The organism is Streptococcus sp. 517s, assembly GCF_054445985.1.
The window spans coordinates 1,891,084-1,916,112 of record NZ_CM136847.1; the positions used below are offsets into that span (position 1 = coordinate 1,891,084).

The 25,029-nt window shown below is 42.5% G+C and carries 21 protein-coding genes; 14 read left to right on the top strand and 7 right to left on the bottom strand.

Translation table 11 applies throughout. The features are described 5' to 3' along the window. Positions 1-128: 128 nt before the first annotated feature. The 4 genes from purE to purB are packed head-to-tail and all read left to right on the top strand — an operon-like array spanning position 129 to position 4,813. Positions 129-617: a 5-(carboxyamino)imidazole ribonucleotide mutase gene (gene purE / locus ACVX3R_RS09410; protein ID WP_458794989.1), complete on the top strand. Its 489-nt coding sequence runs from the start codon at positions 129-131 to the stop codon at positions 615-617. Next, positions 604-1,677 (top strand): 5-(carboxyamino)imidazole ribonucleotide synthase, encoded by a 1,074-nt coding sequence (purK, locus tag ACVX3R_RS09415; RefSeq protein WP_458794990.1) that lies wholly within the window; start codon positions 604-606, stop codon positions 1,675-1,677. The genes purE and purK overlap by 14 nt, the downstream gene beginning before the upstream one ends. Before the next feature lie 24 nt (positions 1,678-1,701). Beyond that, entirely contained in the window at positions 1,702-3,513 is a 1,812-nt protein-coding gene (locus ACVX3R_RS09420) for an AIPR family protein (protein WP_458794991.1), read from the top strand. Between the two features lies 1 nt (position 3,514). After that, entirely contained in the window at positions 3,515-4,813 is a 1,299-nt protein-coding gene (gene purB / locus ACVX3R_RS09425) for an adenylosuccinate lyase (protein WP_458794992.1), read from the top strand. A gap of 58 nt (positions 4,814-4,871) precedes the next feature. Here purB and strH read toward each other — a convergent pair whose 3' ends face one another. Together strH and ACVX3R_RS09435 are read right to left on the bottom strand one after the other, a co-directional pair. Beyond that, positions 4,872-8,903, bottom strand: coding sequence for an LPXTG-anchored beta-N-acetylhexosaminidase StrH (gene strH / locus ACVX3R_RS09430; RefSeq protein WP_458794993.1), 4,032 nt, complete (start codon positions 8,901-8,903; stop codon positions 4,872-4,874). 294 nt (positions 8,904-9,197) lie between these two features. Beyond that, the gene (locus ACVX3R_RS09435; RefSeq protein ID WP_162279561.1) at positions 9,198-9,956 is read right to left on the bottom strand and encodes a GntR family transcriptional regulator; all 759 of its coding nucleotides are present in this window, start codon (positions 9,954-9,956) and stop codon (positions 9,198-9,200) included. Positions 9,957-10,236: 280 nt separating this feature from the next. On the opposite strand from ACVX3R_RS09435, the gene ACVX3R_RS09440 reads away from it, so the two are divergent. From ACVX3R_RS09440 to ACVX3R_RS09480, 9 genes are all read left to right on the top strand, one after another. Further along, complete coding sequence (locus tag ACVX3R_RS09440; protein ID WP_458794994.1) at positions 10,237-12,024, top strand: glycoside hydrolase family 35 protein; 1,788 nt, start codon at positions 10,237-10,239, stop codon at positions 12,022-12,024. After that, entirely contained in the window at positions 12,021-12,497 is a 477-nt protein-coding gene (locus tag ACVX3R_RS09445) for a PTS sugar transporter subunit IIB (RefSeq protein WP_000156968.1), read from the top strand. Before ACVX3R_RS09440 ends, ACVX3R_RS09445 begins: the two co-directional genes overlap by 4 nt. Positions 12,498-12,523: 26 nt before the next feature. Continuing rightward, a complete protein-coding gene (locus ACVX3R_RS09450; protein ID WP_000616992.1) occupies positions 12,524-13,429 on the top strand; it encodes a PTS mannose/fructose/sorbose/N-acetylgalactosamine transporter subunit IIC in 906 nt (301 codons plus the stop codon). Then, positions 13,416-14,237 (top strand): PTS system mannose/fructose/sorbose family transporter subunit IID, encoded by an 822-nt coding sequence (locus tag ACVX3R_RS09455; RefSeq protein WP_000185284.1) that lies wholly within the window; start codon positions 13,416-13,418, stop codon positions 14,235-14,237. The genes ACVX3R_RS09450 and ACVX3R_RS09455 overlap by 14 nt, the downstream gene beginning before the upstream one ends. A gap of 3 nt (positions 14,238-14,240) precedes the next feature. Further along, positions 14,241-14,645: a PTS sugar transporter subunit IIA gene (locus ACVX3R_RS09460; protein WP_458794995.1), complete on the top strand. Its 405-nt coding sequence runs from the start codon at positions 14,241-14,243 to the stop codon at positions 14,643-14,645. Positions 14,646-14,749: 104 nt separating this feature from the next. Then, complete coding sequence (locus ACVX3R_RS09465; protein WP_458794996.1) at positions 14,750-15,916, top strand: SIS domain-containing protein; 1,167 nt, start codon at positions 14,750-14,752, stop codon at positions 15,914-15,916. Positions 15,917-15,926: 10 nt separating this feature from the next. Further along, positions 15,927-16,922 carry a tagatose-bisphosphate aldolase gene (lacD, locus tag ACVX3R_RS09470; protein ID WP_458794997.1) on the top strand — a complete coding sequence of 332 codons (996 nt, stop codon included), beginning with the start codon at positions 15,927-15,929 and terminating at the stop codon, positions 16,920-16,922. 147 nt (positions 16,923-17,069) lie between these two features. Further along, positions 17,070-18,107 carry an aldose epimerase family protein gene (locus tag ACVX3R_RS09475; protein ID WP_458794998.1) on the top strand — a complete coding sequence of 346 codons (1,038 nt, stop codon included), beginning with the start codon at positions 17,070-17,072 and terminating at the stop codon, positions 18,105-18,107. Positions 18,108-18,862: 755 nt separating this feature from the next. Further along, entirely contained in the window at positions 18,863-19,717 is an 855-nt protein-coding gene (locus tag ACVX3R_RS09480) for a VOC family protein (RefSeq protein ID WP_458794999.1), read from the top strand. A 112-nt stretch (positions 19,718-19,829) separates the two neighbouring features. On the opposite strand, the gene ACVX3R_RS09485 is transcribed toward ACVX3R_RS09480, so the two are convergent. Genes ACVX3R_RS09485 through ACVX3R_RS09495 form a run of 3 tightly spaced genes read right to left on the bottom strand, consistent with a single transcriptional unit; the run spans position 19,830 to position 22,367 of the window. Beyond that, on the bottom strand, positions 19,830-21,062 hold the full coding sequence (locus ACVX3R_RS09485; RefSeq protein WP_458795000.1) for a sensor histidine kinase: 1,233 nt from the start codon (positions 21,060-21,062) through the stop codon (positions 19,830-19,832). Beyond that, positions 21,063-21,737 carry a response regulator transcription factor gene (locus ACVX3R_RS09490; protein ID WP_458795001.1) on the bottom strand — a complete coding sequence of 225 codons (675 nt, stop codon included), beginning with the start codon at positions 21,735-21,737 and terminating at the stop codon, positions 21,063-21,065. A gap of 9 nt (positions 21,738-21,746) precedes the next feature. Further along, a complete protein-coding gene (locus tag ACVX3R_RS09495; RefSeq protein ID WP_458795002.1) occupies positions 21,747-22,367 on the bottom strand; it encodes a GTP pyrophosphokinase in 621 nt (206 codons plus the stop codon). Between the two features lie 148 nt (positions 22,368-22,515). Here ACVX3R_RS09495 and ACVX3R_RS09500 point away from each other — a divergent pair, with 148 nt between their 5' ends. Next, on the top strand, positions 22,516-22,773 hold the full coding sequence (locus tag ACVX3R_RS09500; RefSeq protein ID WP_458795003.1) for a metal-sensitive transcriptional regulator: 258 nt from the start codon (positions 22,516-22,518) through the stop codon (positions 22,771-22,773). Between the two features lie 296 nt (positions 22,774-23,069). On the opposite strand, the gene ACVX3R_RS09505 is transcribed toward ACVX3R_RS09500, so the two are convergent. Together ACVX3R_RS09505 and ACVX3R_RS09510 are read right to left on the bottom strand one after the other, a co-directional pair. After that, positions 23,070-23,366: a rhodanese-like domain-containing protein gene (locus tag ACVX3R_RS09505; RefSeq protein WP_000450173.1), complete on the bottom strand. Its 297-nt coding sequence runs from the start codon at positions 23,364-23,366 to the stop codon at positions 23,070-23,072. After that, a complete protein-coding gene (locus ACVX3R_RS09510; protein ID WP_458795004.1) occupies positions 23,356-25,011 on the bottom strand; it encodes an FAD-dependent oxidoreductase in 1,656 nt (551 codons plus the stop codon). Before ACVX3R_RS09510 ends, ACVX3R_RS09505 begins: the two co-directional genes overlap by 11 nt. Between the last annotated feature and the right edge of the window lie 18 nt (positions 25,012-25,029).

Consider the following 25,029-nt stretch of genomic DNA (forward strand, 5'->3'; position numbering starts at 1 on the left):
AACAGTGAATGTTCTGGTCGGGGGAAACTTTGGGATCCTAGGCTCAAATTTTAGGAATGAAACCGAAGGTTTGCTTCCGTCCCCACCACCTAAGACCATTATCAAAAAAGGAAGAAAAAGGATTAAAAATGAAACCAGTAATTTCCATTATCATGGGCTCAAAATCCGACTGGGCAACCATGCAAAAAACCGCCGAAGTCCTGGACCGCTTCGGTGTAGCCTACGAGAAGAAAGTTGTCTCTGCCCACCGTACACCTGATCTCATGTTCAGACATGCGGAGGAAGCTCGTAGCCGTGGGATCAAGATCATTATCGCAGGTGCAGGTGGCGCAGCCCATTTGCCAGGTATGGTTGCTGCTAAAACAACCCTTCCTGTCATCGGTGTACCTGTCAAGTCGCGCGCTCTTAGTGGCGTGGACTCGCTCTACTCTATCGTACAGATGCCGGGTGGCGTGCCTGTTGCGACAATGGCTATCGGTGAAGCAGGTGCGACCAACGCGGCCCTCTTTGCCCTCCGTCTCCTGTCAGTAGAGGATCAGGCTATCGCGACAGCTTTGGCTGATTTCGCAGAGGAGCAAGGAAAAATCGCAGAGGAGTCTACAAATGAGCTCATCTAAAACAATCGGAATTATCGGTGGCGGTCAGCTGGGGCAGATGATGGCCATTTCTGCTATCTACATGGGGCACAAGGTTATCGCGCTGGATCCTGCGGCGGATTGTCCTGCCTCTCGTGTAGCGAAAATCATCGTGGCTCCTTATAACGATGTGAACGCCCTTCGTCAGTTGGCTGAGCGTTGCGATGTCCTTACCTATGAGTTTGAAAATGTCGATGCTGACGGTTTGGATGCCGTTATCAAGAATGGTCAGCTCCCTCAAGGAACGAACCTGCTTCGCATTTCTCAAAATCGTATCTTTGAAAAGGACTTCCTTTCCAACAAGGCACAAGTCACTGTGGCACCCTACAAGGTTGTGACTTCAAGTCAAGATTTGGCAGATATTGACCTGTCCAAAAACTATGTCCTAAAGACTGCTACCGGTGGCTACGATGGGCATGGACAAAAAGTCATTCGCTCGGAAGCAGATTTGGAAGAAGCCCGTGCACTAGCCGACTCAGCAGACTGTGTTTTGGAAGAATTCGTCAATTTTGACCTTGAAATTTCTGTCATCGTGTCAGGAAATGGCAAGGATGTGACGGTTTTCCCAGTTCAGGAAAATATTCACCGTAACAACATACTGTCTAAGACCATTGTGCCAGCTCGAATTTCTGAAAGTCTAGCAGATAAGGCAAAAACCATGGCAGTTCGAATCGCAGAACAGCTGAATCTATCTGGAACGCTCTGCGTGGAGATGTTTGCGACTGCTGATGACATCATCGTCAATGAGATTGCCCCGCGTCCACACAATTCAGGACACTACTCAATCGAAGCCTGTGACTTCTCGCAGTTTGATACCCATATCTTAGGCGTTCTCGGAGCCCCATTGCCAGCTATCAAACTGCATGCTCCAGCCGTCATGCTCAATGTACTCGGGCAGCATGTCGATGCCGCTGAAAAATATGTCACAGAAAATCCAAGCGCCCACCTTCATATGTATGGTAAAATAGAAGCAAAGCACAACCGCAAGATGGGGCATGTGATGTTGTTCAGTGATGTGCCGGATGAGGTTGAGGAATTTTAATTAAATATTAGATAGAGGGAAATAATGAATAATAATAAACAAATAAAAAATCCAATAATTAAATCCTATGTTAATGATTTTGCTGATAAACATGAAATCTCTAAAAAGCAACGAAAAGACGAACATCTTTTATTTGAAAGTTATATCAATGATGCCATAGTCTCAGTATATGGAAATGACGCTAATGTTTCATATGAGGACATGGAGACTGGATCGGCATTTGGTATTGATGGTGTAGCCATATTTGTAGCTGATAAACTGGTCCAAAGTGTTGAGGACGTCGATTATGTTATTGAAAATTTAAAACGGTTTGATGTTGAATTTTATTTTATTCAAACGAAAACGTCTGAAAAAATAGATAGACAAGAACTGAATGATTTCTTTACGGGAGTTAGAAGGTTTTTTGACTTTGATCGTGATAGTTGTGATATTTTGGAATTAGATGTTTTTTGGGAAACTGCAAAATATATTTTCACTAAGGCAAGTAGATTTAAAGAAAATCCAAAACTAAATACATTTTTTGTCAGTTTAGATACAAATGAAGATGAGAAGTTAAAAGATGAACATATTTTGAAAACAATTGAAATGGGCGTTAGTGACTTAGAAAAATTAAGTTTGTTTGGCACAATTCTTTCACCGAAGATAATGGGTTTGAAATCTGTAATGGAGTTACATCGTAAGAATCAATCTGACTTAGAAATTAGTATAAGTATGACAAAAACGCCTGTTGCTTACCCGAAAGATATGAGTGGTAAAATAAAAAATGGATATTACGGATTGATCAGATTAGAAGAATTTATTAAGTTATTATCAGATGAAATAGACGGTAAGAAGGTCTTGAGACGTGGAATTTTTGATGATAACATAAGATATTATTTAGGTGCCGATGAAAAAATAGAAGTTAATCATAACATGAAAAACCAGCTAGTTGGGGAGGATAGCTATTTATTTGGATTATTGAATAACGGAATTACAATAATTGGAGATGATATAAAACTTAATTCTGAAGAGTTAACTTTAGTCAATTATCAAATTGTTAATGGATGTCAAACCAGTAATGTAATTTTTGAATCTCTAGAGTCTATTGCTGAAACTGATGAAATTTATCTTCCGGTCAGATTTATTGCTACTACTGACGAAGAAACAAAAAATTCAATTATAAAAGCAACTAATAGTCAAACCACTTTGAAACCAGAACAGCTGGCAGCTTTAGCACCGATACAGAAAAATATTGAAGAGTATTATCGTTCTAAAGAAAAAGAACGTAATTCAGTAGGTCTATATTATGAACGTAGAACAGAACAGTATAGAGATGATAATATATCTAAAACAAAAATAATTAATATTCCTATTCAGATTAAGGCTACATCAGCAATGTTTTTAAATCTTCCACATGAGGTTTCGGGTCAATATGGTAAAGTTGAACGTAACACTCGAAATGCCTTATTCAATGAAGGTGATTTGAAATATATTAATATTTATTATAGTAGTGGTTTAACCTTTTATAAAGTGGAACGCTATGTCAGAAATAATTATGATAGAAAATATTTTAAAGCTAGATGGCACCTTATGATGATTATTAAATATTTATTAGGTGATGGGAAAGATGAATTAGGTATAACTAAATTTAATAGTAAAATAAGTCATAAGATAGAAGAAGTTGTTAAAGATGATACTGAATTTAGTAATTATATTGAACAGGCAATAGCTATCTTAAATAAATTTTTAGAAGAAAAATTTGAAAAAGACATTATACAGAAAGATAGGAAATTATTTGAAAGAAAAGAAACAACAGAAGAACTTATTAATTATACAAAGAGCTTTGAGGTAAAATAACATGATTGAAAGATATAGTCGCCCTGAAATGGCGAACATTTGGAGTGAAGAAAATAAATACCGTGCTTGGCTTGAGGTGGAAATCTTGGCTGACGAGGCATGGGCTGAATTGGGAGAAATTCCTAAGGAAGATGTGGCCTTGATTCGTGAAAAGGCAGACTTTGACATCGACCGTATTCTTGAAATCGAGCAGGAGACTCGTCACGATGTGGTTGCCTTCACACGTGCGGTTTCTGAGACTCTTGGTGAAGAGCGCAAGTGGGTCCACTATGGCTTGACTTCTACTGACGTGGTGGATACTGCCTATGGTTATCTTTACAAGCAGGCCAACGACATCATTCGTCGTGACCTTGAAAACTTCACCAACATCATCGCTGATAAGGCTAAGGAGCACAAGTTCACCATCATGATGGGTCGTACTCACGGTGTGCACGCTGAGCCGACAACCTTTGGTCTTAAATTGGCGACTTGGTACAGTGAAATGAAGCGTAATATCGAGCGTTTCGAGCATGCGGCTGCTGGTGTGGAAGCTGGTAAGATTTCTGGTGCGGTTGGGAACTTTGCCAACATCCCACCATTCGTTGAAAAATACGTCTGCGATAAACTTGGTATCCGTGCTCAGGAAATCTCTACACAGGTCCTTCCTCGTGATCTTCACGCTGAGTACTTTGCAGTTCTTGCTAGCATCGCGACTTCAATCGAACGTATGGCAACGGAAATCCGTGGTCTGCAAAAGTCTGAACAACGTGAAGTAGAAGAGTTCTTTGCCAAAGGTCAAAAAGGCTCTTCAGCAATGCCTCACAAACGCAACCCTATCGGTTCTGAGAACATGACAGGTCTTGCGCGTGTTATTCGTGGTCACATGGTGACAGCTTATGAAAATGTTGCTCTCTGGCACGAACGTGATATTTCTCACTCATCAGCTGAGCGTATCATCACACCAGACACGACTATTTTGATTGACTACATGCTCAACCGTTTTGGAAATATCGTTAAGAACTTGACGGTCTTCCCAGAAAATATGATCCGCAACATGAATTCTACGTTTGGTTTGATCTTTAGCCAACGTGCTATGTTGACCTTGATTGAAAAAGGCATGACCCGTGAGCAAGCCTATGACTTGGTGCAACCAAAAACAGCCTACTCCTGGGACAACCAAGTAGATTTCAAACCGCTTCTCGAAGCAGATCCAGAAGTGACATCGCGCCTGACTCAAGAGGAAATCGACGAAATCTTCAACCCTGCATACTACACTAAACGAGTGGACGATATCTTTGAACGTATCGGACTTGGTGATTAATCCTAACAATAAAAAGCGAGATTGAATCTCGCTTTTTTGTATGCTTATCGAAAGGGATTTAATCTTCTTTTCTCTTAGTGAGTCCGTAGGCTGCTAGTGTGGCCATGAGTCCTACTGCGACCAAGCCTGCAGAATCTTGACTTCCTGTTGCAGGGAGTTGTTTTTCCTCTGCTTTGCTAGTAGTTGCTTCAGCTTGCTCAGCTTTTTCAACGGCAGTTCCGACTTCGACAACTTGAGCGACCGCTTCCTGCGATACCGCACTATTGACAAGGGTTCTTTCTTCCTTGCCGTCAGCAGTAGTGCTGACAGAGTAGAAAATCGTACGACGACCATTTACACCAGTAACGACGACTTGACTTTGTCCTTTTGGCAATTGCGGATTTTCACGTGTCACGGTAGTGAACGGAATCTCTTCTTCTTGGATGTCTAGTCTAGGTTTTGCTTCTGCGGCTGGGGCAAGACCGTGTTCATCCCCTACATGGGTAACAAGGGTTCCGACTTCAATGACTTGTGTCACTGCTTCTTGCGTTACAAGGCTATCAACAAGAGTCTTCACTTCTTTGCCATCAGCAGTAGTGCTTACAGAGTAGTAATGACTGCGACGACCGTTAACACCTTTGGTAAGGATTTGAGTCTTCCCTTTGATCAAGAGTGGATTTTCACGTGTCACGGTAGTGAACGGAATCTCTTCCTCTTGGATGTCCAGTCTTGGTTTTGTCTCTGCGGCTGGAGCAAGACCGTGTTCATCCCCTTTGTGAGTAATAGGGGCACCGATTTCAACCACTTGGGTCACAGGTTCCTTGGTTACTTGGCTATCTAGAACCGTTTCTGTTTGTTTCCCATTTTCAGTAAGGACAGAGATGTAATGAGTGCGTTCGCCCTCTACACCTGGTGTGATGATCTTTTCCTGACCAGCTGGGAGATTTGGATTTTCCTTCTTGATGACCTCAAATGGAATCTTTTCTGCTCTTGTGATGAGTTCCGGTTTGGTTTCAACATTGGCAGCTAGTTCGTTTGCATCAAGGCTTCCTGAGTGGGTTGCAGCTGGTTTGAGGCCTAGGCGGGCTGCCTTGAGTTTGGCTACGAGAGCGTCTAACTCGGCTTGTTTGTTACGGTTGAGGTTGTAGTTGAGAGCTTCTTTAGCTGCATTTAGAGCCTCCAAGCTTTCCTTGCTGTATCCATCCAAGTTTGCAGGGATTTGAGCAAGTTCCTCACGGAGCACGTTGTAGTTAGCGCGGAAGTAATCTTTGTTATTGTCTGCAAAGGCAGTCATGAGTTCAAAGATTTCTTCTTCCTTGTACTCAGCACTTGGCTTGTCTGCCCAGATAGCGAGCATGCTTCCGACGGTTGGAAGGTCTACCTCAGGATATTTGGTAGATGCAAGCTGGTTAAATGGTGTTTTTTTAGTGTTTTCAATTGCTTTTTTGAGGAAACCACCACCATCTTCAGGTTTTTGGCCGAGAATGTAGTACCAGTCTCCGTTGGTGTTAAGGAATTTGTAGCCTTTGCTTGCCAGATACTGAGGAGATGCAAGGTTGTAACCCCACCATCCCTTAGACCAGTAAGAGATGATGACATCTTTGTCAAACTCAACATCATCCTTGTCTTCATAGTAGAAACCATCGTTGAAGGCCATTGGTTGAAGGCCTCTTTCTTTGGCCATGGCAGCAAGGGTGTTAGAGTACTCAGCAAACTTGCCATAGAGTCCATACCATTTGAGGTAGTACCAGCCTTGAGCGTTGGTGGCATCATTGGCATATTCGTCTGTACCGTAGTTGAAGATCTTTGTCTTGCCTGCAAAGAAGTCCATGTACTTGCCGATGAGGGCTTTGACAAAGTTCATAGCTTCTTCGTTTTCAAGGTCCATGGTTGTTTTGGAGACCTTGTCAAAGTTGGCTTGAGGATTTTGGATACCTAATTTTTCCATAGCGACAAGCATGGCATCCATGTGACCTGGGCTGTTGATCGCTGGGATGAGTCCGAGGCCTTTTGATTTTGCGTACTCGATCAATTCAGTGATTTCAGCTTGACTAAGAGTGGTTCCGTTTGGATCATCGTAGTAAGCTTTTGTTCCGTCAATGATGGCCTTCTTGACATCGTCACTTGCATAAGTTTTTCCGTTAGCTGTGATGGTCATGTCATCAAGGAGGAAGCGAAGTCCGTCATTTCCAAGAAGGAGATGGACATCAGAATATCCGAGCTCGCTCGCCTTGTCTACGATGCGTTTGAGTTGGTCGAGCGTGAAGTACTTACGTCCGGCATCGATGGAGATTACCTTGTTCTTGGCAAGTTTTTCAACTTCGCGTTTCGCGTCTTCTTCTTTTTGAGCTTCTGGTGTGAAGGTCAAATTGCTTACAGCTTCTTGGAGTTTTGCGATTGCTTGATCAATGGTGTCTTGTTGAGCACGGCTGAGGTTGCTATCGAGTGAGCGAATAGCTTTTTCAGCTTCTTTTACAGCTGCGACACTTTCTGCAGTATAGCGGTTAAGGTCTGTTGGTACTTCTTTCAGAGCTTGTTCAGCAGACTCATAGTCAGCTGCGAAGTATTCAGCATTTGCATTTGCGAAGCTACGCATGAGTTTGAAGAGGCGTGATGGTGAATAGCGTGCAGATGGGGTATCCGCCCAAGCAGCTACCATACCCCCGATGAACGGGATAGTAGCCCCATCAGATTTTGGTACAGAAGTGATTGGAGTGTTCTTGATACCATTGAGTCCTTGGTCGAGGTTGTACCAGCCTTGACCATCTGCATTCCGTCCTAGAACATAGTACCAAGCATCGTTGGTATTAAGGATTTGGTGGCCTTTTTCAACTAGAAGTTTAGAAGAAGCGACGTCGTATCCGCCCCATCCACCAGTCCACATAGAAACGATGATGTCTTTGTCAAAGGTTCCAAAGCTAGTGTCGCTATTATAGTAGATACCGTCGTTAAAGGCCATTGGTTTGAGACCGTGAGATTTGACGATACGAGCAAGGTCGTTGGCATAGGCGATAAATTTATCATAACCCTTGTCTGGGAATCCATCTTCTGGATACCATTTATAGGCTTGAAGAACGCTCCAGCCTTTAGCGTTTGTAGCATCATTGGCGTACTCGTCCAGTCCGATATTGAAGATGTCAGATTTGCCAGCGAAGTAAGCAGCATACTTGTCGATCAGAGCTTTGGTAAATGCAACCGCTTCTTTGTTATCAAGGTCAACGGTACGAGCAGATTCCTTACCAAAGTAGTTGAAGTTCGGTTTTTGGATACCTAGTTCTTTCATGGCATGCAAAATCGCATCCATGTGGCCAGGGCTATTTACAGTTGGGATGAGACCAATGCCTTTGTTTTTAGCATAGTTGATCAAGTCCGTCATCTGACTCTCTGTCAAATGGTTGCCGTTTGGATCCTTGTAGTAGGCATCGGTTCCGTTTTCAAGTGCACGTTTGACATCGTCACTTGCATAGGTTTTGCCATTGGCTTTGATCGTCATGTCGTCCAACATAAAACGCATGCCATCATTTCCAACTAGTAAATGAAGATCGGTATAACCGTAGTGTTTGGCTTTGTCGATGATTTCTTTGAGTTGGTCTGGAGAGAAGTACTTGCGTCCAGCGTCGATTGAGATCATTTTTCTTTTTGCCAGTTTTTCATTTACTTGAGCTACACGTTCAGTGCTAGGAGCGGTTGCTACAGGTGTGATGGCTTCATTTTTCTTTTCTGAAGGAGTACGTTCGGCAGGAGTTTCAGCTGGGGCAGGGCTTTCTTTCTCGGCAGTAGGAGTTGGAGTAGCATTTTCTGTCACAACTGGTGCAGTTGTTTTTTCCGTTTTTGGAGCAACTGTATGAGGAGCCTCCTGGTCTTCTTTGACCTCCTCTTTTACAGGCTTGTCAGCCTTTTCTTCCAGTTTTTCTGGAACCTTGGAGTCTACAGCTTCTTTGACTGCTTGAGGACTCTCCTGAATAGTTTGAACAGTTTCTTCAGCTGTTGGAGCTGGAGTAATCCCGTCGGCAGATACGACTTGTGCGCTAAAAGCAAATCCTATAAGTACAGAAGCTGCCCCAACCGCGTATTTACGGATGGAGAAGCGCTGTTTCTTTTCTAGTTTCATGACAAAACCTCCTTGTTATTATTATGTATGATAGCGTTTACATAAAACCGATTTTATTTTATTATCTAAGGAGTAAAATGTCAAGTGGGTTTATATAAGAACTATAATAAATAGAGGAAATCATAAGATTTAGAAGAAAATTATTTCCAGAAATAAGAAAGAGAAAGCGAATATTTAACTTGTTTTTAGTAAAAACGCTACTAATTAAATAAGAACCCTTCATAGCGTTCTCACAATCTCTTTCTCGTGCTATAATGAATATAGAAAAAGCCTGAGCTGGGCTCAAGCTTTCTCTTAATGACCTCGATTACATGAGAGGAATTTAATTTTGTAGTAGTCTGCTCGCTTATACGTTTCACTATAGGCGAGGACTTGGCCAGTAGCCTCAAGTTTAGTAGTCTTCGTTTGGAAGACAGTTGGAAATTGTGTATCGATTCCGAGTACAGAAGCAGCATGCTCTGGTGTTGGGAATGCGATTTCGTTGATTTCCTCAAAATGTTCATCGTTCATGTGAATGCGGTAATCCAATTTGAAGCGTTTATAGATAGAACTATAATAGTCAAGATTTGGATAGTTGGCATTGATGTATTGTTCAGGAATATAAGATGTGTGGTAGATGTAAGTTACGCCATTTGTTTGACGGGTACGTTCAATTTTGTAGTAGAACTGATCTCCACGTAATCCAAGTTTCTCTAAGTATTCAAGCTTGTTTCCACGCTCGATAGAAAGGACAGTGACTTTATCATCTTTTGTTTCAAAGATTTCGACATCTGAAAATTCAACGAGTTTGTGCTTGCGGGCACGTGAAACGAAAGTCCCTTTCCCTTGTTGGCGGACAATATAGCCGTCTTTTGCAAGGTCATTCAAAGCACGCACAACAGTGATTGAACTAACATCATACATCGCGATCAATTCTGCTTCTGTATAAAATTTATCTCCACTTGCAAATTGACCAGAGATGATTTTGTTTTTTAATTCATCTTTAATATATTGGTATTTTGGAATAGCCATAATTTCACCTCGATTCTCTTTCTCCAATTTTGATTCTACCATAAATACAGACAAAATAGTAGTATTTAGGTAAAAAAAAATTAAAATAATAGACTAAAAATGTTATGTTACATGTAAAAAATTCCATTTTATAACCTTGTGAATTATCATACATTAAAATATCGCTTTCATGCTATTTTTAGATAATTTTGGTAAATGGTAAGTAAAAAAATAGAAAAATTTTAAAGAATTTTCTAAAACCTATTGACAAATGCAAAAGATTTGATTATATTTAATATTATAATAAATGAAAGCGCAAACTTAATTCGTCAGAGGTGGTAACATGACAAGATTTAAAATTGAGGACGATTTCTATTTAGATGGGAAGCCGTTCAAGATTTTGTCTGGCGCCATTCATTATTTTAGGATTCCAGCAGAGGATTGGTATCATTCTCTCTATAACTTAAAGGCGCTTGGCTTTAATACGGTCGAGACCTATGTGGCTTGGAATTTACATGAACCCGTTGAAGGGGAATTTGATTTTGAAGGTGCCAGAAATTTGGAGAGGTTTCTTCAAATAGCACAAGATTTGGGTCTCTATGCCATTGTACGCCCGTCTCCATTTATCTGTGCGGAATGGGAATTTGGTGGCTTGCCGGCTTGGCTCTTGACCAAGGACATGCGAATCCGCTCGTCCGACCCGGCCTACATCGAGGCGGTTGCTCGCTATTATGACCAATTATTGCCGAGGCTTGTACCTCGTCTGTTGGATAATGGCGGAAACATTCTCATGATGCAAGTCGAAAATGAATATGGCTCTTATGGAGAAGATAAGTCTTATCTACGAGCAATTCGAAAATTGATGGAAGACCGAGGGATTGATTGCCCACTCTTTACTTCAGATGGTCCATGGAGGGCTACTCTGAAAGCCGGAACCTTGATCGAAGATGACCTCTTTGTGACAGGAAACTTCGGTTCTAAAGCTCCGTACAACTTTTCACAGATGCAGGAATTCTTTGATGAGCATGGCAAGAAATGGCCCCTCATGTGTATGGAATTCTGGGATGGTTGGTTTAATCGTTGGAAAGAACCCATCATCACACGGGATCCTAAAGAATTGGCAGAAGCTGTTCGAGAGGTATTGGAGCAAGGCTCTATCAACCTTTACATGTTCCATGGTGGTACAAACTTTGGTTTCATGAACGGTTGCTCGGCTCGAGGAACTCTGGATTTGCCACAAGTCACATCTTACGACTATGATGCCCTTCTCGATGAAGAAGGAAATCCAACTGCTAAATACTTAGCAGTCAAGAAGATGATGGCAACACACTTCCCAGAGTATCCACAGTTGGAACCACTCTATAAGGAAAGCATGGAGATAGGGTCCATTCCATTGGTCGAAAAAGTTTCCTTGTTTGAAACTCTGGATAGTCTCTCTAGTCCTACTGAAAGCCTCTATCCAAAAGCGATGGAAGAACTTGGTCAAAGTTATGGCTACCTTCTCTACCGCACGGAGGCAAGTTGGGATGCAGAAGAGGAACGTCTCCGTATCATCGATGGACGTGACCGAGCTCAACTCTTTGTAGATGGTCAATGGATTGCTACTCAATACCAGACAGAGATTGGTGAAGATATCTACTGTCAAGGAAATCGAGAAGGCTGTTCAGAGATTGATATCCTGATCGAAAATATGGGGCGTGTTAACTATGGACACAAGTTCTTAGCAGATACGCAACATAAAGGAATTCGTACAGGTGTCTGCAAGGATCTACATTTCTTACTGAATTGGAAACAATATCCACTGCCACTGGATAATCCTGAGAAAATTGATTTTTCAAAAGGATGGACAGAAGGACAACCAGCCTTTTACGCTTTCGACTTTACGGTCGAAGAGCCGAAGGATACCTACTTAGACTTGTCTGAGTTTGGTAAGGGAATTGCCTTTGTCAATGGGCGTCACCTAGGGCGTTTTTGGAACGTCGGCCCGACCCTCTCACTTTATATACCTCATAGCTATCTCAAGGAAGGTGCTAATCGCATCATCATCTTTGAAACTGAGGGCGAATATAAAGAAGAGATTCACTTAACTCGTAAACCTACACTAAAACACATAAAGGGGGAAAACTTATGACAATTGTAGGATGCCGTATCGATGGACGTTTGATCCACGGTCAAGTAGCCAATCTTTGGGCTGGAAAACTAAATGTTTCACGCATTATGGTTGTAGACGACGAAGTTGTTAACAACGATATTGAAAAGAGTGGTTTGAAACTTGCGACACCACCAGGTGTGAAACTCAGTATCTTGCCAGTTGAGAAAGCAGCAGCAAATATCCTTGCTGGTAAATACGATAGCCAACGTCTCTTTATCGTTGCACGTAAACCAGACCGTTTCCTTGGTTTGGTTGAAGCAGGTGTTCCGCTTGAAACACTCAACGTCGGCAATATGTCTCAAACACCAGAAACTCGCTCTATCACACGTTCTATCAACGTGGTAGACAAGGATGTGGAAGATTTCCACAAACTAGCAGAAAAAGGTGTGAAACTCACTGCTCAAATGGTTCCAAATGATCCAGTTTCAGACTTTTTGAGCTTATTAAAATAGGAAAAAATTTTTAGGAGGTCATTGTTATGATACAATGGTGGCAAATTTTACTTCTCACTTTGTACTCAGCTTATCAAATCTGTGATGAGTTGACAATCGTTTCATCTGCAGGTTCCCCTGTATTCGCTGGTTTTATTACTGGTTTGATCATGGGAGATGTGACAACTGGTTTGTTTATCGGTGGTAGCTTGCAGTTGTTCGTTCTCGGGGTTGGTACCTTCGGTGGTGCTTCTCGTATCGACGCAACTTCTGGTGCGGTTCTTGCAACAGCATTCTCTATCTCTCAAGGTATTGATACAGATCTTGCGATCACAACAATCGCTGTACCAGTAGCAGCACTTTTGACATACTTCGACGTTCTTGGACGTATGACAACTACTTTCTTTGCACATCGTATTGATGCTGCGATCGAACGCTTTGACTACAAAGGTATCGAACGCAACTACCTACTTGGTGCAGTGCCTTGGGCTCTTTCTCGTGCCCTTCCAGTATTCTTCGCTCTTGCTTTTGGTGGCGCTTTCGTACAATCAGTAGTAGACCTTGTTAAAGAATATCAATGGATTGCAGATGGTTTGACACTTGCAGGACGTATGCTTCCAGGTCTTGGATTTGCAATCTTGCTTCGCTACCTTCCAGTTAAACGTAACCTTCACTACCTTGCAATGGGATTCGGTTTGACAGCTATGTTGACTGTTCTTTACTCATATGTAACAGGTCTTGGTGGAGCTGTTGCGGGTATCCTTGGTACTCTTCCTGCTGATGTTGCTGAAAAGATTGGCTTTGCTAACAACTTCAAAGGTTTGTCTATGATCGGTGTTTCTATCGTAGGTATCTTCCTTGCAGTTGTTCACTTTAAGAACAGCCAAAAAGTAGCTGTAGCAGCACCTTCTACACCATCAGAAAGTGGGGAAATCGAAGATGACGAATTCTAATTACAAACTTACAAAAGAAGATTTTAATCAAATCAACAAACGTAGCTTGTTTACTTTCCAATTAGGTTGGAACTACGAACGTATGCAAGCTTCTGGTTACCTTTACATGATCTTGCCTCAATTGCGTAAAATGTATGGGGATGGAACTCCTGAATTGAAAGAAATGATGAAAGTTCATACTCAATTCTTCAATACTTCACCATTCTTCCACACAATTATCGCTGGTTTTGACCTTGCCATGGAAGAAAAAGATGGTGTGGGTTCAAAAGATGCCGTTAACGGTATCAAGACAGGTTTGATGGGACCATTTGCTCCTCTTGGAGATACAATCTTTGGTTCACTTGTACCTGCTATCATGGGATCTATCGCAGCAACTATGGCTATCGCCGGCCAACCATGGGGTATCTTCCTTTGGATCGCAGTTGCAGTTGCTTATGACATCTTCCGTTGGAAACAATTGGAATTTGCCTACAAAGAAGGGGTTAACCTTATCAACAATATGCAAAGTACCTTGACAGCTTTGATTGACGCTGCATCTGTACTTGGTGTCTTCATGATGGGTGCTCTTGTGGCAACAATGATCAACTTTGACATTTCTTACAAATTGCCAATCGGTGAAAAGATGATTGACTTCCAAGACATCTTGAACTCAATCTTCCCACGCTTGCTTCCAGCAATCTTTACTGCCTTTATCTTCTGGTTGCTTGGTAAGAAAGGTATGAACTCTACTAAAGCGATCGGTATCATTATCGTTCTTGCAGTAGGTCTTTCATTCATCGGTAAATTCTTGCTTGGAATGGGCGCATAATTTATGAGTAAATCATTAATTTTGGTGAGTCATGGTCGTTTCTGTGAAGAACTTAAAGGTAGCACAGAAATGATCATGGGTCCACAGGACAACATTCATGCAGTGGCTCTTCTTCCAGAAGATGGTCCAGAAGAATTTACTGCAAAATTTGAAGCTGCTATCGAAGGATTGGATGATTTCCTAGTCTTTGCGGACCTTCTCGGTGGTACACCATGTAACGTGGTAAGCCGTTTGATCATGGAAGGTCGCGACATTGAACTCTACGCAGGGATGAATCTTCCAATGGTGATTGAATTTATCAATGCAAGCCTTACAGGTGCAGATGCGGACTACAGGAGCCGTGCTACAGAAAGCATCGTAAAAGTCAACGACCTGTTAGCGGGCTTCGATGATGACGAAGATGAATAAGATGTGACTTAGAGCATCTTATATAGAATATACATGGGAATGGGAGTCACTCCCATTCCCATATTTTCAATAGGAATGAAACAACAATAGATTAGAGGAACTCTATGCTAAATTACACAAAAGAAGAATTACTTGAACTGGGTGCAGAAATCACGACTCGTGAGATCTACCAACAGCCCGATGTATGGAAAGAAGCTTTTGAAGCCTATCAAGCAAAACGGGAAGAAATTGCAGCATTCCTACAAGGAATCGCTGATAAACATGACTATATCAAGGTCATCTTGACAGGTGCTGGGACTTCTGCTTATGTGGGAGATACCTTGGTGCCTTACTTTAAGGAAGTCTATGACGAACGCAAATGGAATTTCAATGCCATTGCGACAACTGATATTGTTGCCAATCCAGAAACTTATTTGAAAAAAGATGTGGCGACTGTCCTTGTTTCCTTTGCTCGTAGTGGGAATTCACCTGAAAGTGTGGCGACGGTTGATTTGGCCAAAGCCTTGGTTGATGACCTCTATCAAGTGACCATTACATGTGCTGCAGAAGGGAAATTGGCTCTTCAAGCTCATGGTGATGACCGCAATCTTTTGCTCTTGCAACCAGCTGCTTCTAATGACGCTGGATTTGCCATGACTTCTAGCTTTACGTCCATGATGCTAACAGCTCTCTTGGTCTTTGATCCTACAGAATTTGCTGTTAAAGCTGAACGTTTTGGAGTTGTTTCTAGTCTTGCCCGTAAAGTTCTAGACAATGCAGAAGATGTCAAAGAGCTGGTTGACCTTGACTTTAACCGTGTTATCTACCTGGGCGCTGGTCCTTTCTTTGGGCTTGCTCATGAAGCTCAGCTCAAGATTTTGGAACTAACAGCTGGTCAAGTTGCGACCATGTATGAAAGTCCAGTTGGCTTCCGTCACGGTCCAAAATCATTGATCAACGAAGACACAGTTGTTTTGGTATTTGGTACAACGACAGACTACACTCGCAAGTATGACTTGGATTTGGTTCGTGAAGTTGCTGGTGATCAGATTGCTCGTCGTGTCGTTCTTTTGAGTGATCAAGCCTTTGGTCTTGAAAATGTCAAAGAAGTGGCCCTTGGTTGTGGCGGTGTCTTGAACGATATTTACCGTGTCTTCCCTTACATCGTATATGCTCAACTCTTTGCCCTATTGACTTCACTCAAGGTAGAAAATAAACCAGATACACCGTCTCCTACAGGTACAGTAAACCGTGTGGTACAAGGTGTGATCATTCATGACTATCAAAAATAAGGAAGTATCTATGAGTAAATTACAATTAAGTCCTAATAAAGTAGCTTGCTTGCAAAAACTCTCTGACGAGAACGGCATTATCTCAGCTCTTGCCTTTGACCAACGTGGCGCTTTGAAACGCCTCATGACTCAATACCAAACAGAAGAGCCAACAGTTGCTCAAATGGAAGAACTTAAAGTATTGGTTGCAGATGAATTGACAAAATACGCATCATCTATGCTCCTTGACCCTGAGTATGGTCTTCCAGCTACTAAAGCCCTTGATGCTAATGCTGGTCTTCTCCTTGCTTATGAGAAAACTGGTTACGATACAACAAGCACCAAACGTTTGCCTGACTGCTTGGATGTTTGGTCTGCCAAACGCATCAAGGAACAAGGCGCGGATGCTGTTAAGTTCTTGCTTTACTATGACGTAGACAGCGCTGATGAACTAAACCAACAAAAACAAGCTTACATCGAACGCATTGGTTCAGAGTGTGTGGCGGAAGACATTCCATTCTTCCTTGAAATCCTCGCTTACGATGAAAAAATCGCTGACGCAGGCTCTGCAGAATACGCAAAAGTAAAACCACACAAGGTTATCGGTGCCATGAAGGTATTCTCAGACCCACGCTTCAACATCGATGTCTTGAAAGTGGAAGTTCCAGTAAACGTCAAATACGTTGAAGGCTTTGGCGATGGTGAAATCGTTCATACTCGTGAAGAAGCAGCAGCCTTCTTCAAAGCACAAGATGAAGCAACTAACTTGCCATACATCTACTTGAGTGCGGGTGTATCAGCTAAACTCTTCCAAGAAACACTTGTCTTTGCCCACGAATCAGGCGCAAACTTCAACGGAGTTCTTTGTGGCCGTGCTACATGGGCAGGATCAGTTGAAGCCTACATCAAAGACGGTGAAGCAGCAGCTCGTGAGTGGCTTCGCACAACTGGATTTGAGAACATTGATGAACTCAACAAAGTTCTCAAAACTACAGCGACTTCATGGACTGAACGTGTGGAAGCATAAAATAAGAATAGAAGAATCCCTTTTTGTCAAGAAAACTCTTAGGGGTTTCTTGACAAAGGATTCTGAAAATAAAAACTACAACCATAGATGGTGCATACACTTTCTATGGTTTGTTTACTTAAGAGAAATGGATCAAAGGAGAGAAGAATGAAAGCATACACAGAGCGTGTATTTGGAAATCATGAGGGCAAGGATGTCTTGGCCTATCGCTTTGAGACTGATGGTGGTTACCAGCTTGAAGTTATGACTTATGGTGCGACCATCTTGCGCTATGTCACGCCTGACAAGGCTGGGAATTTTGCCAATGTGATTTTGGGCTTTGATGATTTTGATAGCTATGTAGGCAATAGTCCCAAGCATGGAGCAAGTGTAGGTCCTGTAGCGGGCCGTATTGCAGGTGCGACATTTGAGCTCAATGGCCAGACCTATAATCTTGAAGTCAACAACGCTAGCAACTGTAACCACAGTGGTTCAACAGGTTGGGATGCGAGTTTGTTTGAATTAACTGAGGTGAGCGACCATGGTTTGACCCTCTACACAGAGCGTACAGATGGGACAGGAGGATTCCCTGGTAATCTCAAGATCTGGATCAGCTATCACTTGGAAGAAACTGGTGCCTACGAAATCGGCTATAAGGTGACGACAGATCAGGATACCTTGGTCAATCCGACAAATCACAGCTACTTCAATTTATCAGGTGATTTCACGCAGACAGTTGACCGCCATGTCTTCCAGCTAAATACGGAGGGCATTTACCCAATCGCTCCCGACGGTGTTCCGGCAAAGACTCCAGATGCCAATCGTGATGTGGTTAAACATATCTACAATGGTGCTTTGCTCAAGGATATCTTTGCAGAAGAAGATGTACAAATCCAGCTTGTATCTGGTTTGGACCATCCATTTGCCCTTCCTGCAGGTCATGATAATGCTGGTTTCCTTTATGACCAAAACTCAGGTCGTTTCATGCTCTTCAAGACAGAAGCTCCTTGCTTTGTGGTCTACACAGCAAACTTTGTAGATGAAAGCGTACTTGTAGCTGGTCAGCCAATGGTGCAACACAATGGGATTGCCCTTGAAGCGCAAGCTTTACCAGATGCGATTCATAGCGACCTCAAGGATCAAGTCATCCTTAAAGCAGGCCAAACCTTCACCAGCAAAACTCGCTACGAGCTTGTTGTAAAATAAAAAGAATTAGATTTTTCTATCTGATGTGTTAGAAAAATAAATGCTTCTTCGGTAGATAGACATTATATTACAATTACATATACATTTAGTTAGTAATTATATTAACAATTAGAACAATCTTCCTTAATTTATTGTTTTGTGCTATAATATTTATACCTGAATAAAGTAATTAGTAATGTAGGTTCGAATCCTACCCCCATCATTTGCTCTAATTACTAATGGCATTGTTATGATTACTTCTATTTTATACCAAAAAGTTATTGAATATCTCTTTTGGGAAAATCAATCAATTAGAAATAAGGTGATATACTTGACATTATTTTCAGGTCTTCTACTAATTTCATCTAGTCAAATCGGTGGGGTCGCCAACTAGGAAAGCGAAGAGGCGCTAGATGAATATAATGTAGAAACAAAGGCCGTAAATAAAACGGCCTTTTATTGCTAGTTGTTAAATGAATGTTGTTTTATAATAGTTTTTAGTATTGAAAATGTAAATTTTCGTAATCTATTAAAAATCATTTGAAGTAGAAAATTTCTAAATGATGATATAAAAATACTCTAAGGTTAAGGGGGAGATCCTTTTTGAGTGTATCTTCTTCTGTCTTTTTCTTCGTAATCAAAAATATAAAATTCTTTGAAATCTTAGGTTTATAAAGAGCTGGTTTCCAGCTCTTTTGAGTTGTCTTCGTTGACATTTTATTTCAATAGTGTATAATTGATGTAATTAATAAAGTTACAACAAAAGGAGACATCCTATGACTTATGCATACCAAAGCCACATTTACCTAGTAGAGGCGGTTTTAAATGTCAAGGATTTGACGAGTCAAACGGCTTTTTATCATCAGATTATTGGCTTGGAGATTTTATCGCAAACGGAGACAGAAGCGATTTTGGGACTTGGTCGAAAAGCCTTGGTTCACTTGATTCAGGCAGAAAAGTCTGGCGAAGTAAGGGAGCATTATGGGCTCTACCATCTGGCGATTTTGTTGCCGACACGAAAAGCCTTGGCAGATGTCTTGAAACACCTAAGTGACCTGCGGATTCCTCTGGTCGGGGGTGCGGATCATGGATACAGTGAGGCCATTTATCTAGAGGATTTGGAAGGAAATGGCATTGAACTCTACCGTGATAAGCCAGTGTCTTCATGGGATATTCGAGAAGACGGTCGTATTATCGGTGTGACCGAAGCCCTTGCGGCACAGGACATCTATGAGTTAGGGGAAAAGGTGGATCCCTTTATCCTAGCTGAAGGAACGAGAATGGGGCATATTCATCTATCGGTGAAGGATAGCCATGCGGCGAGCCAGTTTTATCAAAAGGTGTTAGGGCTAGAAGATAAATTTAGCATTCCTAGTGCTAGTTGGATAGCGGCTGGTCAGTACCATCACCACCTGGCTGTCAATGAATGGGATGGAAAAGGTCTGGCTCCGCGTGAGCAAGGCTTGCCAGGCTTGGCCTACTACGTCCTTGAGGTCGAAAGCAAGGAAGAGCTCCTAGACATCGTTAAGCAAGCACAAGAGCTAGAGGCACCAATCAAGTGGTTAAATTCGAGTGAGTTGGATCTTGTAGACCCAGATGGGATTGTGACCCGCATTTGCTTGGCACGATGAGATGTGAAAAACACATCATAGACATAGAAAAAGGCGGACAAGCTCGTATTCTGTTTTTAGAATGCGGACTTGTTCGCTTTTTATGAAATGATAAAGAGTAAAAGAGCTATAGCTATAACCAGACTGTAAAGGTAATCACCTGCTTTTTATAGGTGACAAAGATTTTCCCTCTAAACAGGCTGACAAGGTGTTGGGCCATGGAGAGACCAATGCCATACCCAGAGGTGGTTTGGTTATTGTGTGATGTTTCGGCGCGATAAAAGCGGTCAAAGAAGCGTTTAATATTGGCAGGCTGTCCATCCTTGTAATCATTAGAAATAGTGATGCAAGTTCGTTTGCGTAGTAGGTAATTTTTGCGTTGGAGCGTCAAGCGAATCGTTCCAGCGGGATCGCAGTATTTTCGGGCATTATCGAGCAAAATACTGAGTAATTCGTAAAATTCCTCCTGAGAAACTTTTTCTATGATATCTGCTTCAATCAGGCTTTCAAAGTTTTTATCTTCCTTTTTAAAGAGGGGAGCAAAATCTGTCGCAACTTTCTCAGCAATAAGCGAGATATTTTGAGGAGCTAGTTTGATATCCTCTTGCTCCTCGAGACGAGCAAGCCGGATTAGTCGTCCAATCAGGTGGTTGAGACGCTCGGTCTGTTCTTTGGTACTGATGCTCCACTCGGTCTCTCCTTCCATGAGTTCTTGAAGCTCGGTATTGGCTGAGATGATAGCCAGCGGTGTTTTGAGTTCATGACCTGCATTGGTGATAAACATCCGTTGTTTCTCATAGTTTTTGACGAAGGGACGGATAACAATCCCAGAAATCAAGGTAAAGAGCAGAGCAAGGAGAAATAGGCTAGCCAGTGATAACCAGATAGATACTTGAAAGAGGGTGTCCCGTTCGCGAATGTAGTTAGTCGCTTCAAAGAAGACTAGGAGCTTACCCGAAGCTGTCTGACTAATCTGGTAGGTGAAGTAGCGCCCGTTGCGAGTAATCGTGCCATAGGTTTCCGGTTTTTTAAGAATTTTCTGGAGAAAACCTCTGACGTCTGCTTCGGTCAGTGATTGGACATTCCCTAGAGAAATAGTGTAGTCATTCCCCTTTTCTCTGACAGAGAAATACTGAAAATTGTAGATAATCCCTTCCTGGATGTTCTTTTTGGTGAAACTTTCCTTGATTTCATCTGTGATTGGGAGTTCGCCTTCATTTTTAGACAAGATGGAGAGGACGGTTTGGATATTATCCTCTGTCTGAGTATAGACGATGCTATTCATCAAGACCAGAAAGAAAGCAAGAATCAGAGCGATAGCAGCAGTGGCTGTGACAATAAACTTGATGCGTAGTTTTCGAAACATCTAGTCTCCTCCTGTCAGTTGGAAAGGCCCTTCTGCAGATCCTAAGATTTGCAAGTTGGACTGAACGCTTTGAAGCTTTTGGCGGAGATAGGAAATATAGAGAAAAACGAGCTCGCGATCCCTTTCTTCCAGCTCATCTGGCCAGACTTGCTCTAGTAGTTGTTGACAACTGAGGGTCTGGTTAGCATGCTGAATGAGGAGGGTCAAGAGTTGAGTCTCCTTTTTCCCTAAACGAATGCTGTTTGTAGCAGCTAATTCTTGTTCGTTAATATCCAAGCGAGTATTTCCTAATTGGACCGTATCTGGGGTATAGTCCTCCAGACGGCGGGCAGTAGAACGGAGCCTAGCCAATAGTTCCTTGAGTGAGAAGGGTTTGGTCAAGTAGTCGTCGGCACCTGCATCGAGTCCGGTTACACGATCATCTACTTCAGCCATGGCTGTCAGCATGATGACGTGGGTCGTATTGCCCAACTGGCGGATTTCTTTGAGGGCTTCGATTCCTGTCTTAATCGGCATCATGATATCAAAAATCATGAGGTGATAGTGGTTAGATTTAGCCTTTTCGACAGCGTCTTGTCCGTTAAAAACAGAATCAACGCTGTAGCCTTCGCGTTCTAATGCAACAGTGATAACACGGTTTAGTTGGGTTTCATCTTCGGCAAGTAGGATTTTCATAGGTTCTCCTTAGTCTTGATCAGAGCGCTGAATCAAATCACGGATGGTCTGCATGGTTAAGTCACAAGAAGCAAGCTCATCGGCACAACGTTTGAGCTCGCGCGTGATTCGCTCAGGATTTTGGATGTTTTTCTTGTATTTCATCTGGTGTTCGAGGCTAGCCCAGGAATCCATGGCAATTGTGCGCAGTTGAATCTCGATAAAATAGGTACCTTGGGCATTTCCCAGACAGTCTGGGTAGGGGGTAGTCACCTCGAGAATCAGATGATAGGAGCGGTAGCCATTGGGCTTGACCTGACGAATATAGTCCTTCTCCTTAAAAATCTGGATGGTCGGTAGCTGACGAATATAGTCAACGATGCGGTAGATATCATCTGTAAATCCTGTGATGATACGAACGCCGAGAGCATCTCGGATTTCTTTAAGAGCGGATTGACTTGTCTGAGGAAGGCCCTTGCGTTGGCATTTTTCACGCATGCTTTTTTCTGTTTTGATGCGCGCATGCAAATGCTCATATAGTTTGAGGTTGGTTTCTTTTTTGTAATTGGCTGCGGCCTCTTCTATGTCTTGAATAAAGGTTTGCAAGATGGTGGGTAAATAGGTCTCACAGCTACCATAGATAGAATTCATAAGCACGTCCATTCTGAACAGTTTTTTTACTATTATATCATGAAAACACCGATATGAGATAAGTTCCTACAAAGACAGATGGGATGAGAATTTTGACAAAGCCCCTTATTCGAGATATAATGAAGAAAAATCGAGCAAGGAAAAAGAAATGACAAACTCAAAGTATATAACACGCTTGAAACGTTCAGAGGGCCAGTTGCGTGGGATTCAAAAGATGATAGAAGAAGATCGTGACTGCGCTGATATTGTGACGCAATTGACAGCAGTGAAATCGAGTGTTGAGCGCGTGATTGAGATGATGATTACGGAAAATCTCACCGCCTGCATCAACCAACCACTAGATGACCCCGAGGCTCAAAAAGAACGCCTAGAAAAGGCCGTCCGATACTTGATTAAACGTAAATAAAGAGATGAGAGTTGCAAAGATCTCTGCTATTGGAATAGTTTAATGTGAATCAAAAGAAGCTGGAAAAAAGTCTTTAAAATTAAAAAACGCATACTATCAGGTGTTGAAAAACCTTGATAGTATGCGTTTTATTGTGGGGAGATTTATACTCTTCGAAAATCAAATTCAAACCACGTCAGCTTCACCTTGCCGTACTCAAGTACAGCCTGCAGCTAGCTTCCTAGTTTGCACTTTGATTTTCATTGAGTATTACTTCATTTTCTCCTGAAATTGAGTTGTTGCTCAGCTTTTTTTGCTTATTCTACTTGCCCAGGCCAAGCATTCATACCACCTTCTACATTGGTAACGGTGAGGCCTTGGGCGCTGAGAAATTGGCAGGCAGAGGCAGAACGCACTCCACCTTGACAGATGACATGGTATGCATGGTCAGGTTTGAGTTCTTTGTAGCCTTGCTCCAAGGTACTTAACGGAAGATTTTTGGCACCTGGCACATGTCCTGCTTGGAATTCATGTACTTCACGTACATCGATAAGATTTAGATTTTCATGTTGGTATTTTTCATAAAAGTCAGCCATGCTGATACTAGTTTCCATATTCGACTCCTTCTGGTTTAGCCATTTTGTATAGTGAATAAGCGCCGTCAAGGTTTTGGACGGTAAATCCTGCTTGTTTGAGGATACGCTCTGCAATATAGCTGCGCAAACCACTATGGCAGCTAACGATGTAGGCTTGGTTCTTATCCAGTTCGTCCAAGCGTTCCCGTAGTTCGTTTAGGGGGATGTGGATGGTATCGACTCTGAGTCGACCACTCTGGAATTCGCCACTTGTCCGCACATCTAGGAATTTCTTTCCTTTAGCCAGTTCGTCTTCGAGCTGGTACCATTGAATATTGTCGCTGAGACCTTCGATAAGGTTCAAGGCTGCGTAGCCCAGCATATTGACGGGATCCTTGGCGGAGCCAAATGGTGGCGCATAGGTGAACTCCAATTCTGGTAAGTCAAAGACGGTGAGATTTCCCTTGATAACAGTTGCAAGGATATCGATTCGCTTATCAACACCTTTCTTCCCAACTCCTTGGGCACCGTAGATTTTTCCAGTGGTCGGGTTAAAGAGGAGTTTCAAGGTCACATCAGTAGCGCCTGGATAATAACCAGCGTGGTCTTTTCCACTGACATGAAGGGCTTTATATGGGATTTGGTTGGTACGAAGAGTACGCTCGCTGAGACCAGTCGAAGCAGCTGTCATATCAAAGGCACGAACGATTGCAGTGCCGATACTGCCCTTGTTTGTACGACCGAGTCCTGCGATGACGTCCGCGACTTGGCGTCCCTGACGATTGGCAGGAGAAGCGAGAGAGATGAGAGCATCTTGGCCTGTGATTTCTTGCTTGACGACGATAGCGTCACCAACAGCAAAAATATCTTTTTGACTAGTCTCGTAGTTTTCATCGACCAGGATACCACCACGGAGTCCCAGTTCAATCCCCGCAGCTTTGGCCAGTCCATTTTCAGGCTGAACACCGACAGAAAGGATGGTGAGGTCAGAAGCAATCTTTTGACCGTTTTCGAGAAGGATGACTTTTCCTTGCTCCTCAAATCGAGTCGCAGACTGAGAAGTGATAACACGAACGCCGTTTTTGATCAATTCTGCTTGGACAAAGGCTGCCATTTCTTGATCCAGTGGTGGCAAGACATGAGGAGCTTTTTCGACGATGGTGACTTGCAATCCACGTTTCGCCAGGTTTTCAGCCATTTCAAGCCCGATAAAGCCTGCACCGATAACGACAGCTTCTTTTGGATGATTGTCCAAGGCTACCATAATTTCATCAAGATCGGGAACGTTGCGAAGCGTGTAGGCATTTTCAGCTTCTGCTAACCCTTCAATGGCAGGAACAAATGGTTTAGCTCCTGGAGAGAGGATCAGCTTGTCGTAGCTTTCTGTGAATTCTTGTCCATCGTGCCGCACCGTCACAGTGTGTTCTTCTGGTGAAATCTGGATGACCTCGTGAAATGGTCGCACATCGAGATTAAAGCGTGCCCTGAGACTTTCAGGAGTTTGAACCAATAAACTATCACGGTTTGCAATTTCTCCTGAAACATAGTAAGGAAGTCCACAGTTTGCAAAGGAAACAAAGGGACCTTTCTCAAAAATAGTGATTTCAGCATCTTCTATGAGACGTCTGAGGCGGGTTGCTGCTGACATACCGCCTGCAACTCCTCCAACAATGATAACTTTCATTGACTTTCTCCTTTATAC

Coding starts and splice junctions, on each gene's coding strand:
- ACVX3R_RS09455 (WP_000185284.1), top strand. CDS start 13,416: ATGACGAATTCTAATTACAAACTTACAAAAGAAGATTTTAATCAAATC.
- ACVX3R_RS09445 (WP_000156968.1), top strand. CDS start 12,021: ATGACAATTGTAGGATGCCGTATCGATGGACGTTTGATCCACGGTCAA.
- ACVX3R_RS09500 (WP_458795003.1), top strand. CDS start 22,516: ATGACAAACTCAAAGTATATAACACGCTTGAAACGTTCAGAGGGCCAG.
- ACVX3R_RS09440 (WP_458794994.1), top strand. CDS start 10,237: ATGACAAGATTTAAAATTGAGGACGATTTCTATTTAGATGGGAAGCCG.
- ACVX3R_RS09510 (WP_458795004.1), bottom strand. CDS start 25,011: ATGAAAGTTATCATTGTTGGAGGAGTTGCAGGCGGTATGTCAGCAGCA.
- purK (WP_458794990.1), top strand. CDS start 604: ATGAGCTCATCTAAAACAATCGGAATTATCGGTGGCGGTCAGCTGGGG.
- purE (WP_458794989.1), top strand. CDS start 129: ATGAAACCAGTAATTTCCATTATCATGGGCTCAAAATCCGACTGGGCA.
- ACVX3R_RS09480 (WP_458794999.1), top strand. CDS start 18,863: ATGACTTATGCATACCAAAGCCACATTTACCTAGTAGAGGCGGTTTTA.
- ACVX3R_RS09485 (WP_458795000.1), bottom strand. CDS start 21,062: ATGTTTCGAAAACTACGCATCAAGTTTATTGTCACAGCCACTGCTGCT.
- ACVX3R_RS09450 (WP_000616992.1), top strand. CDS start 12,524: ATGATACAATGGTGGCAAATTTTACTTCTCACTTTGTACTCAGCTTAT.
- ACVX3R_RS09420 (WP_458794991.1), top strand. CDS start 1,702: ATGAATAATAATAAACAAATAAAAAATCCAATAATTAAATCCTATGTT.
- ACVX3R_RS09505 (WP_000450173.1), bottom strand. CDS start 23,366: ATGGAAACTAGTATCAGCATGGCTGACTTTTATGAAAAATACCAACAT.
- ACVX3R_RS09460 (WP_458794995.1), top strand. CDS start 14,241: ATGAGTAAATCATTAATTTTGGTGAGTCATGGTCGTTTCTGTGAAGAA.
- ACVX3R_RS09465 (WP_458794996.1), top strand. CDS start 14,750: ATGCTAAATTACACAAAAGAAGAATTACTTGAACTGGGTGCAGAAATC.
- ACVX3R_RS09490 (WP_458795001.1), bottom strand. CDS start 21,737: ATGAAAATCCTACTTGCCGAAGATGAAACCCAACTAAACCGTGTTATC.
- ACVX3R_RS09495 (WP_458795002.1), bottom strand. CDS start 22,367: ATGAATTCTATCTATGGTAGCTGTGAGACCTATTTACCCACCATCTTG.
- ACVX3R_RS09435 (WP_162279561.1), bottom strand. CDS start 9,956: ATGGTAGAATCAAAATTGGAGAAAGAGAATCGAGGTGAAATTATGGCT.
- ACVX3R_RS09475 (WP_458794998.1), top strand. CDS start 17,070: ATGAAAGCATACACAGAGCGTGTATTTGGAAATCATGAGGGCAAGGAT.
- strH (WP_458794993.1), bottom strand. CDS start 8,903: ATGAAACTAGAAAAGAAACAGCGCTTCTCCATCCGTAAATACGCGGTT.
- lacD (WP_458794997.1), top strand. CDS start 15,927: ATGAGTAAATTACAATTAAGTCCTAATAAAGTAGCTTGCTTGCAAAAA.
- purB (WP_458794992.1), top strand. CDS start 3,515: ATGATTGAAAGATATAGTCGCCCTGAAATGGCGAACATTTGGAGTGAA.